Source organism: Streptomyces sp. LN549 (assembly GCF_043203805.1).
Taxonomy (GTDB): domain Bacteria; phylum Actinomycetota; class Actinomycetes; order Streptomycetales; family Streptomycetaceae; genus Streptomyces.
Genome location: NZ_JAZHRI010000002.1, coordinates 6,828,550 through 6,841,444, shown reverse-complemented (window position 1 = coordinate 6,841,444; position 12,895 = coordinate 6,828,550). Strand labels below are relative to the sequence as shown.

Below are 12,895 nucleotides of genomic sequence, written 5' to 3'. Positions count from 1 at the left end.
CTCAGGTCTTTACTCGTGGGTGGGGAAGCGGGGCGGGCACGCCGAGGGCGAGCAGCGCGGTGTCGTCGTCGAGTCCGTCGCCGAAGCCGGCGAGGAGCCCGGTCAGAGCGGTGATGAGGGCCTGGGGCCCGGTGGCGGACTGTTCGGCCGTGAAGGTGCGCAGGGCCTCGTCGCCGTAGAGCTCGCGCTTGGGCCCGGTGCGGGCTTCGGTCAGGCCGTCGGTGTAGAGCAGCAGGGTGTCGCCGGGCAACAGCCGGGTCCGGGCAGGTGTGAACTGTGCCTGGGGCAGGACGCCGATCAGCATGCCACCGGGGGTGGGCAGGTAATGCGCGGTGCCGTCGGCGCGTTGGATCAGTGCGGAGGGGTGGCCGCCGGAGGCCAAGTGCACACTGACGTGGTCGCTGCCCGGGTGCAGGACGCCGAATATCGCGGTGCAGTAGCGGGTGTCGCCGCTGGTGTACCGCTCGTGCAGCACGGTGTTCAGGGTGGTCAGAACCGTGACGGGGTCCGGATCGTGCAGGGCCGCCGCCCGAAGCGTGTAGCGGGTCAGTGAGGTGACCGCTGCAGCCTGAGGGCCTTTGCCGCACACGTCGCCGAGGAAGAACGCCCATCGGTCCGCGTCGAGGGGAAACAGGTCGTAGAAGTCTCCGCCGAGGAGTTCCGGAGAGGCGGTGTGATAGTAGGAGCCGGCTTCCAGGCCCGGAACCGTGGGCAGTTCGGCGGGCAGCAGGCTCTGCTGCAGCACGGCGAGGGCTTCCTGGAGTCTTTCCCGGTCGGCCTCGGCCTGCCGGCGCGCTTCTTCAGCCGCCTGACGTCCGCGCAGCAGCTCGGTCTCGTAGGCGCGGCGGTCGCGGGCATCGAAGATCGTGGTGCGCACGAGCATCGGTCCGCCGTCGTCGCCGGTCTTCACCTTCGAGGTGACGAGCACCGGCATTCGCTGACCGTCAGTGGCTTTGATGTCCAGGGCAATGCCGCTGACCTCGCCGCTCATTTGCAACAGCGGGGCGAAGTGCGTCTCGTGGTAGAGCTTGCCGCCCACGGTGAGCAGATCGGCGAACCTCATCCGGCCCACCACCTGCCGCCGCGAAAGACCAAGCCACTCCAGAAGTGTGGTGTTGATCTTCGCGATGGTGCCGTCCATCAGCGTTGACAGATAGCCGCAGGGAGCCTGCTCGTACAGCTCCTCCGCGCTGTCCTCCAGCAGGGAAGTGAAAGCCGCGTTCGTCGCTTCGCTGCCTTGCTCCCTTTCCGGACACTGATCGCTGCGCCGCATCAGCGGGCCACTCCTATGAAGTCCGTGATCGCCACCGCGGTGGCCCGCGGTGCGCTCAGTTGCGGGCAGTGCCCCGTCGCCTCGAGCGTGACCAGGCGACTGCCCGGGATCGCATCGTTGACGTAGGCACCGACCTCGCGGGGGGCGATCACGTCCTGCTTGCATTCCAGCACCAGCGTCGGCACCGCGACCGTCTTGAGGTCTTCGCGGCTGTCGGACAGGAACGTCGTGCGGGCGAAGACCCGAGCCATGTCCGGGTCGGTCGCGCAGAACGAGGTAGTCAGCTCCTGGCCGAGTTCAGGCCGGTCCGCGTTACCCATGATCACGGGAGCCATCGCCGCCGACCAGCCCAGGTAGTTCGACTCCAACGACTCCAGCAGCTCACCGATGTCGTCCGCGCTGAACCCGCCCCGGTACCCGTCCTCATCGATGTAGCGGGGCGACGGAGCCACCATCACCAGGCGGGAGAACCGCTGGGGCGCCTTGGCCGCTGCGAGAACCCCGACCATGGCACTGACCGAATGTCCCACGAAGATCACATCCCGCAGGTCCAGCTCCTCGCAGACATCCAGCACGTCCGAGGCGTAGCCCTCCAGTGAGCTGTAGCGCTGCTCACTCCAGGCCGAAGGGTCCGAGCGGCCGGAGCCCACGTAGTCGAAGAGCACCAACCGGAAGTCCCCCGCAAGCAGGGGAACCACCAGGCGCCACATGTTCTGATCACAGCCGAACCCGTGCGCCAGCAGGAGCACCGGCCCGTCGACACGGCCGGTGACGGTGATGTTGTTCCTGCGACGGATATCCCCGCCCACCAGCTTCCCGTCACTCGGGGCCGACGAGCCGCGGCTGCCCCGGCCCAGACCGGCGCCGGAGCCGGACGCGGGGCCGTTGGTCCGGCTGCGGGAAGAGTGGTCGTCCGTAGGTTCAGGGTTCATTCAAACCTTCCTTCACAGTGCGCGTATCAAAGAATTCCCGCCGCGCAAGGCCGCGTGGGGAGAATAACGAGCCGAATGGGATGCGAAAGAATGTCTGACATGCAGTAATCCGCTGCGAATGCAGGTGACGGAAAAGGCCGGCGCCCTGCGGACGCAAAATCGGGGACTTCAGCAGGCCCAGCTTCGGGGTCCGGCACCCCCGAGATGACACCCGTGGGCGATGGCATTCCACGCGCGAGTCCACAACGAGGGGCATGCGCAGCGGTGGCGTCAGACAGGAACGATGTTCTCGGCCGTAGGCCCCTTCTGGCTCGGCACGATGTCGAAGGTGACCTTCTGTCCTTCGAGCAATTCACGGAAGCCCTCGGCGGCGATGTTCGAGAAGTGGGCGAACACGTCGGCACCGCCACCATCCTGCTCGATGAAGCCGAAACCCTTTGCCGCGTTGAACCACTTCACGGTGCCGGACGTCATGTCATATCTCCTTCGGAGGCAGTAAGCCGGGACCCGCAGTACACGGATACCGGGTCGCCGCGATGACGCCCCTCCCGGAATGACCGGAAATACAAAAACGCTCCCAACGGCTGGAGTACCGTTGGAGGCGCTTGAAGTTTGGGAACCATGACTGCAACTGAGATGGACAGTAGCATGCCATAGCGTCCGGTGTAAGTTACGCAATTACATTCTGATCGTTGCGGTAAAAACGCTCCCGGCACGGCACGTTAAACCCTCACCTCGCGGCCGCAACTATTAATCCACCCGGAGCGCAACGTTTCGGGAAGCGAAACACGCACGCCCAAGACATGGGGGGACTTCCGCACCATGACAGCCGGCGCAGAGGACAGAACGTCCGCCAAGTCACACCGACACACATGTGTGCGCGGGGGCCGCCGGAACCCGGGCGCACTGAGCTGTTTCGGAGTCGCCACTGATCGGGTGATGCTGGCGGTGTGCGCAACGCACGAGGCTCCCGTGCCGTTGGGGGAGGTGTTCGAAGTCTCAACCCACAAGCACAGGAGCCGCGTTGGTTCCGTATTCAGCCGCACTCGACCTGCCTCATGCCCTGGTCGAGTGGGTCACCATGCTCATCGTCACCCGTGAGGGTGACCGCCGCTGCAAGCTCCCGCCGCACCAGCGTGCCCTGGTCGGCCTGGTGTACCTGCGGCGGCACGACACTCTCGCCCAGCTCGCTGCCGGGTTCGGCATCTCCGTCGGCACCGCGCACGCCTACGTGGCAGCCGTTGTCGACATGCTGGTCGACCACGCGCCCGGCCTGCTGCGCACTCTGCGCGAGGCCGACCCTGATCACGTTCTGCTCGATGGCACTCTGGCGGAGTGCGACCGGGTCGGCGACAGCCGGGCCGACTACTCCCACAAGCACCACCGGCACGGGGTGAACGTGCAGGTGGTGACCGACCCGGTTGGGCGGCTGCTGTGGATCTCGCCTGCACTGCCCGGCCGCACACACGACCTGACCGCGGCCCGCACTCACCGGATCATCCGGATCTGCGAGCGTCAGGGCGTTCCAGTCCTGGCCGACCGCGCCTACATGGGAGCCGGACCGTGGGTGACGACGCCCCTCGGACGCCCACCGGGCCGTGGCCCCACGCCCACCCAACAGACCGTCAACCGCGTACTGTCCGCGGCACGGGCTCCGGTCGAGCGTGGTGTCGCACGGCTGAAGTCGTGGCGGATCTTCCGCAAGGCCCGGTGCAGCCCGAATCGAATGTCGTCAATCGCTGCAGCCGTCCTCACCCTGGAGCGGCAACGCTGAACCCAAGGCATCGATCTATCGCGAGGGGAGTCCGACGAGATCCAGGCCGTTGTTCGATGCTCTGCTGCAGCGCGGTCCTGATCGGCGGCAGGTTCGGGCTGAGGCGGTTTGGCCGAACCGTGGGCGTCAGCCGCCTCCGCCTCCGCCGCTGGTGTTGTCCGGACCGAGGTCATACTCCCGGCTCTGGTTCGCGCCGGATCCCCAATGCTCGTAGCAGATGAGCCCCGCCCCGATGAGCAGGACGATCCCCGTAGCTATCAGCGATATCCATGCGCCAGCGTCCATACTTGCGGATGTACCCACCGCTGTCAGTGCGAAAGCCTCACCCGGGCCTCCATCGATCCGGAGCGGTTCAGTGGGCGTTGTCAACTTGGCTGACATGCCGGGTGCCTGAGACGATTCTCTCCACATCGTGCGACCGCGGCAACGAGGCGGCAGGGGCCCTGGCCCGCCGACTGGTGGTCCCGCCGCGCCGCTCGGGCGGCCAGGAGGGCGCTACCTCGACAGGTCTTTACCGGAGGAGATCGGCGCCGACCCGCTCACCGAGGTCGTCGCCTGGGCGCTGGAGCACCTCCACGAGCAGTTCGACGTGGAGAGGCTGGCGGCGCGGGCGTACATGAGCCGTCGTGACCCCGGCGTCACTCGATCGTGCCCACGTTGAAAAGGCTCACTGTCTCAGGACACGGGCGGAACCGACGGTCCGGCGGCCCGGCGGTATTCGGCGTTGATGCGCTGTGCTTCTTCGAGCTGGTCTTCGAGGATGACGATGCGGCAGGCGGCCTCGATGGGAGTGCCCTGGTCGACGAGTTCCCGGGCGCGGGCGGCGATACGCAGCTGGTAGCGGGAGTAGCGGCGGTGGCCGCCCGCGGAGCGCAGCGGGGTGATCAGGCGGGCCTCTCCGATGGCACGGAGGAATCCCTGGGTGGTGCCGAGCATCTCGGCGGCCCGGCCCATCGTGTAGGCGGGGTAGTCGTCGTCATCGAGACGACCGAACGAATCATTTACTGTCATTTGCACCTCTCTGCGGAACGCGTGGAGGGGCCCTGGTGCCGTACTGGCACCAGGGCCCCGAAGGAACTTCTACACCATCTGCCGGCCCTGATACTGCGCCGGCCCTCTGTTTCCGCAGACCCGACGTGAACGCTGTCGGGGACGCGGGGATCGCGGTTGCTTGACCGGAGACCACCTCACTATCGATGTCCTGCGGTACCCGGGCCCAGTGATTCCGCCCGGGCGATCCTGATGGCGCTGGGCTCCTCCGTTCTTTCCCTCTGGATGAACTACTTGCTTGATCGGGACCTGCGTACTGCTGGTACTGCGAACCGCTGGCGGCCTCGAACACAGCCACTCTTCGGCAGCCAGCCCCGTCGCCCGTCCTGCATCTGCTCTGGCTTGGAACCCCACTGCCGAACCTCCCGGCACGCGCGCCCGCAGCCGACGCCTTTACCGAGGAACCACTGACAAACCGCACTGCTGGAACTGCGACTGCACTTACTGGACTGCTCCCGCGTGAATCGCGGTCCTGCTCACGGCAGCCCCTGATCCTGCGGGCCGCCCGGTCCGGTCGTCAGTCCCGTCGCCGTCCTGCAACAACCCTGGCTTCAGAACTCCACCACCGCACCGTCCTGCGCACTGCAACTGCGTGTACTGCTGCCTGGCAGTTCATGTCTGCCGGGCCTTGCTCGATCTCGGCTACGAGAGAAACCATAACCATCACACCACCCAATGTCTACTCTCGCCGTCACAGATTTCCATGCACTAGGCAGAGAGATAGTCGACCTCCGCCGTTGACGGGGCACGCGGCGGTCCAAGGGCTGCCCCGTAACCCCTGGTGACACGAAGAGCGTCTTGCACGGCTCGCGATCGCAGCGCAGCTGCCGACACTGTGATGCCGATCGTCCCGGCGCTCGTCACCGACGCCCTGCGCCACGGCGGCCTTACCTGCACCCTGGACCTGACGGCGCACCGCCGGCGCCTCTCCCGACGTCCTGTCCGTATGGAGGGAGACAGTGGGGTCCCTTCAGGTCTGGCGATGACTCGAGGGCTCCTTCGGCACCCCGCTCGGGCCGGCCCTTGGCCGGGCGGCGAAACGGGCAGAGGACGCCGCCGCACGCGCGGGCCGGAGCGGGCCGGAGCGACGTGCGCTGGGCGCAAGCCGTTGCAGCGCCAAGCCCCGCTGCGGACCGCCTGGCGCACGAACCCGCTCGAAGCTCACACCGCTCCGGCCACGACGTGGCGTGTTCAGCGCCTGAAGCTGTCCTTCGACCTCTCCTTGATGCCCCGGGCCTTACCCCGGGCCTCCAGTGCGGTTCCCTTGGCTGCGGCGGTCTCGTTGCCCACCGCGTGGGCCACCTTCCTGACGGCTTTCCCAACAACCTGCTCGGTCTTGGCCTTTGCCTTCTCCCCGACACTCATATCGGTCCCTTCGTAGGCACTCGCTCATCCGCCCGGCCCTGGCCCGAAGCGGAAACATCGGGCATCGCGATGTCACGCCTCCTCCGACGGCCGTGCTCTCCGGCAACTCGCCGCAGCGACGCCCACACACTTCATTGTGTTCCCGGCAGAAGTGTTTGGTGGCCCTCGAGCTACGTTCCCACTGAGGAAGCTCGTGACTGCCGGCGGGTGGGAATGACTGCCGGCCTAGGCAGGGCGGACACGGCCCCTCGTCCGCGGGCGCCAGGACCGGACCGTCGTGCACATGCCCGCGCGCACCTGCGAGCGTCCACTCCACCCCGGGCGGACAGTTACCGCTGCATCCCTCGCCCGCCTGCGCCATGCCTGCCCGCAGACAACGGCCGGCGGCGCCGCCACGGCCTTGGGCCGGCGATGGCACCAACGCGCGAGTTATTCGCCGGATCGGCGGGCGTCGCTGGGGGCGGCACGAGATTCGAGCAATCCCGAAAGTTTCGGAGCAATCCATGATTCAGAATGGATCACTCATCCCGTCGCGATCGACCGACATCAGTTTCTATGTGCTCGACCTGCGCCTTGACCTGTGGAGACAACATCAAGGATGTCCTTTCAGCAGAACCGAAGGTTTCGCAATACTTGCCGAAACTATTGACAGTTGTCGGGGACAGACCAAGACTCCGTGATCGGGCCGGACAACCACCGCCGACTGCCGCGTGAGCCCCAACCATGCGGCAGGGCCCCTGTGTTGAGGGGAGACGGCAGGGACCCGGCCGGCATCACTCGTACGTCACAGCCCTTGGAGGACACCGACATGAGCGCACCCGTGCCATCACCTCGCAGACGCAGACCCGGCCGCTTCATGACCCTGCTGAGAAGCTCCTGGGCGATCGCCCTGGCCGCGGTCGCCGTGCTGCTGCTGCCCAACGCCGCCAGCGCCGACACCGTCATCAACTCGAACCAGACCGGCACCAACAATGGTTACTACTACTCGCACTGGAGCGATGGCGGCGGCTCGGTGTCGATGACGCTGGGCTCGGGCGGCAACTACGGCTACCAGTGGAGCAACGTCGGCAACTTCGTCGGCGGCAAGGGGTGGAGCACCGGCGGACGCAAGTCCGTTAACTACTCCGGCAGTTTCAACCCGTCGGGCAACGCCTACCTCGCGCTCTACGGCTGGACCACCAACCCGCTGGTCGAGTACTACGTCGTCGAGAACTTCGGCACGTATCGCCCCACCGGCACCTTCAAAGGCACGGTCACCAGCGACGGAGGCACCTACGACATCTATGAGACGACCCGGGTCAACCAGCCCTCGATCGAGGGCACCAAGACCTTCAAGCAGTACTGGAGCGTCCGCCAGTCGAAGCGGACGGGGGGCACCATCACCACGGGCAACCACTTCGACGCCTGGTCAAGCCACGGCATGAGCATGGGTTCCTTCAACTACATGATCATGGCGACCGAGGGCTACCAGAGCAGCGGCAGCTCCAACATCACCGTCAGTGAAGGCAGCTCCGGCGGCGGCACGGGCGGAGGCGGAACGGGCGGCGGTACCGGCGGCGGCTCCGGCGGCGGCTCCGGCGGCTGCACCGCGACGCTCTCCGCAGGAGACAAGTGGAGCGATCGCTACAACCTGAACGTCTCCGTCTCCGGCTCCAGCAACTGGACCGTCACCATGAAGGTCCCCTCGCCCGAGAAGGTGCTGTCCACCTGGAACGTGAGCACCAGCTACCCGGACAGCCAGACCCTCGTGGCCAAGTCCAACGGCAGCGGCAACAACTGGGGAGCGACCATCCAGACCAACGGCTCCTGGACCTGGCCCACGGTCACCTGCAGCGCCGGTTGATCCCACCGGGTCCGCAGTGACCCTCACCTTCACAACGCGTCCGGCCACGCTCCTCGGCGTGGCCGGACCTCCGCCACCAGGAGAACCCCCATGCATCTCCTTCCCCGCCGTCGCCCGGCCGCCCTGGCCACCGGACTCGCTCTCGTCGCGACGGCCTCCCTGAGCCTGACCGCCACGGCCGCCGCTCCCGCACAGGCCGTCACCTGCAACGGCTACGTGGGCCTCACCTTCGACGACGGCCCGTCCAACGACCACACCCCCGGCCTGCTCAACGCTCTCAAGCAGAACGGCCTGCGGGCCACCATGTTCAACGAGGGCCAGTACGCCGCCTCCTCCCCGAGCCAGGTGCAGGCCGAGATCAATGCCGGCATGTGGGTCGGCAACCACAGCTACACGCACCCGCATCTCATCCAGAAGAGCCAGGCCGAGATCGACTCGGAGGTCTCCCGGACCCAGCAGGCCATCGCCAACGCGGGCGGAGGCACGCCGAAGCTGTTCCGGCCGCCGTACGGCGAGACCAACTCCACCCTCAAGGCCGTCGAGGCCAAGTACGGACTGACGGAGGTGATCTGGGACGTCGACTCGCAGGACTGGAACGGTGCCAGTAGCGACGCGATCGTGCAGGCCGTGGGACGACTCACCAACGGTCAGGTCATCCTGATGCACGAGTGGCCGGCCAACACCCTCGCCGCGATCCCGCGTATCGCTCAGTCGCTCGCATCCCGCGGCCTCTGCTCAGGCATGATCTCTCCGCAGACCGGACGGGCCGTCGCGCCCGACGGCAGCGCCGGCGGAGGCGGGACCGGTGGAGGCGGGGGCACCGACGGCTGCACCGCGACGCTCTCCGCCGGGCAGCAGTGGAGCGACCGCTACAACCTCAACGTCTCCGTCACCGGCTCCAGCAACTGGACCGTCACCATGAACGTCCCAGCCCCCGAGAAGATCCTCTCCACCTGGAACGTCAGCACCACCTACCCCAGCGCCCAGGTCCTGACCGCGAAGCCCAACGGCAGCGGAAACACCTGGGGGGTGACGATTCAGACCAACGGATCCTGGACCTGGCCGACGGTGTCGTGCAGCACAGGCTGACCACCTGCCACACCATGACCGAGTGCCTTCCACGGCTGAACGTCACCGGTTCAGGCGGCCGCTCGCCATGTCTGTGGGCAGTGGCTCCCGTCGGTCAACGTTGTCAGTGGCTCCGTCTAGCGTCTCAGACATGACAAGAAGTGCACACACCTTCGCCTATGCGCGCGCCTCCTCGCTGACCGGTCGCCGGGACGGGGCAGGCTCTCGGTCCGGAGACGGCGGGAGGACTCACCCCGGCCGGGGCCGATGCCCACCCGCAGCTCTTCGCCGGGTTCCTGAGCGCACCTCAGGTGGCCGCGCGAGCACTTCTCGCCGTCGCGGACGTGGCCGCGGCCGCGGCCGTTACCACCGGCGCACCCTGCGCGCATCGCCCGGTCCGGTGGTGACGGGCAACGGCGACCGGCTCCGTTTCGAGTCCTTCTCCGGGTGCTGCGGCGTGTACGCCCGGCTTGATGTGCTCCCCGACGGGCTGCGCGGCGCCGACACCGGCCACGGCACCACCAACGTCGATGTCAACAACCCGCTGCGCGAGGCCTTGTCCCGGCTGAGCGGAGACGATCCACCGCACCTGAGGATCGGCCCCGACGAGATGGCGGTGACCACCCTCGACGGGCCGGTCGTCGAGAAGAAGGTCTCCGGTGAACGCCGCTACCAGGTGCGCGAGTCCGGCAGCGCATTGAGCTGCACCTGCCAGTGACGGGCGGACTACCGGGGCCGCCGCGGCCCCTGCAAGCACGCGCTCGCCACCCGGATGACCTTGAGAGCAGCCGGCACCTCCACCAGCGCGACCACCACCAACTCCGGAGCCACACGTTGAACGCCATCGACGACGTCCTCGAAGCCGTACGGGCGGGCCGCACCGCCGAACTGCCGGGACTCCTCAAACCACTGGACCCCGCGCAGCGCCGGGTCCTGCTCACCGGCCTGAAGGAGATGCGCCGCACTCTGCGTTCCTCCCGCTCGGAGCGCTGGCAGGACCGGAACCTGATGAACCCGGCCCTGGTGATTGCCGGAGCCGGCTGCAACTCCGGCGCCGCAGCGGCGGCCGCCTGGATCGGAGCCGCCGATCTGCGCCGCTGGATGCCGCTGCCGCCGGCCGCGACGCTGCTCGACGTACTGGCCGGCCGGGACCCGAAGTGGCTGGGCGACCTCGCCCACCGGCTGGCCGCCCGGTCCGCCACCGCCGAGGCGGACTACCCGCTGATCAGCGAACTGGTGCGGCTCGCAGGCTGCCCGATGCCCACCACCGACGGCTGCGTCGAGGGCTGGTCGGCGGCCATGGTGTCAGCCCGTTCCCCGCTCGTGGTCGCCCTACGCAAGGACCCGCACGTCGCCACGCTCGTCCCGCGCCTCTTCGCGACCGCCGAACCGGTCCGTTCCTTCGCCCGGAACCTGGAGCCGGGGCACGCCCACCACTGGCCGACCGCGCTGGCCACCCTGGCCGCCGAGGGACACGTGCAGCGCGCCGCGCTGTTGGACGGGTCCGTCGCCAGACTGTTGCGGGGCGGCAAGGCCGCTCAACTGCGTCCGTATCAGGCGATCCTGGAGGCTCTTCGCCCGACCGGCGAGGAAGAGCGGGAGCGGGCCGCCGACTGGATCACGCTGGCCGCCGACGCCCCCTCCGCCGTGGCCGGGAGCGCCCAGCAAACCCTCGCCCGGCTCGCGACAGCGGGCCTCCTGACCCCCCGCATGCTCGCCGAGATGTCAGGCGCCGTCCTCTTCCGCCCCGAGAAGAAACTGGTCCGCGCGCAACTCGTACTGATCGGCAAGGAACTCGCCCGCCGCCCTTCCGCCGCCCCCGACATACTGCCGGAGCTCGCCGAGGCCTTCGGACACGCGGACACCGCCATCCAGGAGCGGGCGCTGAAGCTGGCTGCCGCGCACCTCCCCGACGATCCCGCGCTGCGCGCCGAACTCGCCCGCCGTGCGCGGCTGTTGAGCCCGACCCACCGGGCCCGAGCGGTGGAGCTCTTCGGGCCGGACGCCGCTCCCGACGAGGAGACCTGCCCCTACCGGGAGATCCTGCCGCCGCCCCCGGTCCCGGTCCCGCTCGCCCCGGCTCCGGAGACGGTCGCAGAGGCCGTCGAGCTCGTCGCGGCAATCGTCTACGCCCGCACCTCCACCGTCGAGGAGTTCGAACGCGCCCTGGACGGACTGGTCCGGCACGCCCACCGGGACCGTGCGGCCCTCGCCGAGGCGCTGCGGCCCGCTCTCGCAGGCCGCTGGTGGCTCGATCCTGCGCAATCCCATCACTACACCCATGAGCTGCCCGGCCTGGAACACGTCGCCGCTGCCGTGCTGGACATGCCGCCGATCGCCGAACCGCCGCCGGCCCTTGTCTCGTGGCGCTCCGACTGCTCCCACACCGCACTGCGCGCCGTCACCCACGCGCGCGTGAAAGAGGCCGCGCTGCGCATCACTTCCCGGCCGCTGCCGTTCCTGCTCGCCACGCCCACCATGGAATCCGGCGCCCTGGACCCCCGCGTGCTGATCGCGCGGCTGATCGAGTACGACCGCCTGGGCGAGGACCCGGCCCCGGCGGACTTCGCCCAGGCTCTGCTCCGGGTCCAGCGCGACGCCGCCGTCCTGCCCCTGGCTGCGGCCCTCGGTACGCCCGCAGGTGACCGGTTGGCCTCCTGGCTCGGCGCCGCCGGGCAGCCGGCGCCCGTCACCCGGCGTACGGCTGGAGCCGAGCGGTACGCCTACGGTGGTGAGACCCCCGCGCGGCTCGTGATGGACACCGGCGAACGCACGGCTGTACTGCACGGTTTCCCGGACGCGTTTCGCGAATTGGCGGGCGCCCGCCAGGCAGCGGACCGCTGCTGGGACGGCGGCGAGGACACTTCACTGATCGCGGTCCTGCCCGAGGACCGCGAAACCCTGGCCGCCTGGTGGCTGCCGCTCGTCACGGCCGGCGCCGTCCACGAAGCGCGCGAGGGGGCCACCACGCTCCCTCTGCTGGCCGCGGCCGGTGGACCTGCCGGCCCGGCCCTGCACCTCGCCGTCGCCACCGGACTCGGTGCCCGGTACCCCGAGGACCGGCTGCGGGCCGTGGACGCGCTTCTCACCCTGGCCGCTCGGGGCGATCTGAACGCCCTTCGCCTCGGCGGCGACCTGGCCGAGCTGATCGGCCTGGGCACGGTCAAGCCCAGCCGGCTCGCCGACTCGCTGCGCACCGCTGCGGCGACGGGCGCCTATGCGACGACCTGGGCTGTGCTGGCAGCCGTGCTGCCGGCACCCCTCACGGGCACGGTCGATCCGCGCGGCGCCGGAGATCTCCTGGCGACGGCTGCCGAGTGCGTGGAGCAGTGCGGAGCCGATTCGGCGGAACCGGCCGGGCTCGCTGCGACAGCGAGCCGCGGCGGAAAGTCCCGCCTGGTGACCCAAGCAGCGCGGCTGCGCGACACCCTCCGCCGAAATGAGAAGAATTCGACTGCCTGAAGCTGAACGCCCCCATCGCGGAAGGTGCCCTCGCGGCGCAGCGCAGGCTTCGTCCAGTACGCGACGCCACAGGTGCCTGGAGGGGGCATCGCGTTGCCGGGCGGCCGGCTGCGCTCGGGTTCGCACGC

General features: G+C 68.7%; 9 protein-coding genes and 2 pseudogenes. 6 read left to right on the top strand and 5 right to left on the bottom strand.

Annotation, left to right across the window (positions count from 1 at the left end; all coding sequences use genetic code 11):
• Position 1: 1 nt before the first annotated feature.
• The 3 genes from SH922_RS30700 to SH922_RS30690 all read right to left on the bottom strand — a co-directional run bounded on the left by SH922_RS30700 (position 2) and on the right by SH922_RS30690 (position 2,679).
• A complete protein-coding gene (locus SH922_RS30700) occupies positions 2–1,273 on the bottom strand; it encodes a PP2C family protein-serine/threonine phosphatase (protein WP_393061528.1) in 1,272 nt (423 codons plus the stop codon).
• Positions 1,273–2,205, bottom strand: a complete 933-nt coding sequence (locus tag SH922_RS30695; RefSeq protein WP_393061526.1) for an alpha/beta fold hydrolase — start codon at positions 2,203–2,205, stop codon at positions 1,273–1,275. Before SH922_RS30695 ends, SH922_RS30700 begins: the two co-directional genes overlap by 1 nt.
• Positions 2,206–2,475: 270 nt before the next feature.
• Entirely contained in the window at positions 2,476–2,679 is a 204-nt protein-coding gene (locus SH922_RS30690) for a cold-shock protein (RefSeq protein ID WP_393061524.1), read from the bottom strand.
• A gap of 550 nt (positions 2,680–3,229) precedes the next feature.
• Between SH922_RS30690 and SH922_RS30685 the strand changes: the two genes are divergently transcribed.
• Both SH922_RS30685 and SH922_RS30680 read left to right on the top strand, forming a co-directional pair.
• Positions 3,230–3,979 (top strand): transposase family protein, encoded by a 750-nt coding sequence (locus SH922_RS30685; RefSeq protein ID WP_393061522.1) that lies wholly within the window; start codon positions 3,230–3,232, stop codon positions 3,977–3,979.
• A gap of 416 nt (positions 3,980–4,395) precedes the next feature.
• Positions 4,396–4,607, top strand: a pseudogene (locus SH922_RS30680) (AraC family transcriptional regulator); the annotation flags it as partial.
• A 47-nt stretch (positions 4,608–4,654) separates the two neighbouring features.
• Here the strand turns inward: SH922_RS30680 and SH922_RS30675 are convergent.
• Both SH922_RS30675 and SH922_RS30670 read right to left on the bottom strand, forming a co-directional pair.
• Positions 4,655–4,990 carry a MerR family transcriptional regulator gene (locus SH922_RS30675; protein ID WP_393061520.1) on the bottom strand — a complete coding sequence of 112 codons (336 nt, stop codon included), beginning with the start codon at positions 4,988–4,990 and terminating at the stop codon, positions 4,655–4,657.
• A 1,230-nt stretch (positions 4,991–6,220) separates the two neighbouring features.
• Entirely contained in the window at positions 6,221–6,394 is a 174-nt protein-coding gene (locus SH922_RS30670) for a hypothetical protein (protein WP_393061518.1), read from the bottom strand.
• An 808-nt stretch (positions 6,395–7,202) separates the two neighbouring features.
• On the opposite strand from SH922_RS30670, the gene SH922_RS30665 reads away from it, so the two are divergent.
• From SH922_RS30665 to SH922_RS30650, 4 genes and pseudogenes are all read left to right on the top strand, one after another.
• The gene (locus SH922_RS30665) at positions 7,203–8,237 is read left to right on the top strand and encodes a glycoside hydrolase family 11 protein (RefSeq protein WP_393061516.1); all 1,035 of its coding nucleotides are present in this window, start codon (positions 7,203–7,205) and stop codon (positions 8,235–8,237) included.
• A 90-nt stretch (positions 8,238–8,327) separates the two neighbouring features.
• Complete coding sequence (locus SH922_RS30660; RefSeq protein ID WP_393061514.1) at positions 8,328–9,326, top strand: polysaccharide deacetylase family protein; 999 nt, start codon at positions 8,328–8,330, stop codon at positions 9,324–9,326.
• A gap of 130 nt (positions 9,327–9,456) precedes the next feature.
• Positions 9,457–9,960 (top strand): annotated as a pseudogene (locus tag SH922_RS30655) (SWIM zinc finger family protein); the annotation flags it as partial.
• A gap of 179 nt (positions 9,961–10,139) precedes the next feature.
• Positions 10,140–12,767, top strand: a complete 2,628-nt coding sequence (locus SH922_RS30650) for a DUF6493 family protein (protein WP_393061512.1) — start codon at positions 10,140–10,142, stop codon at positions 12,765–12,767.
• Positions 12,768–12,895: the final 128 nt, after the last annotated feature.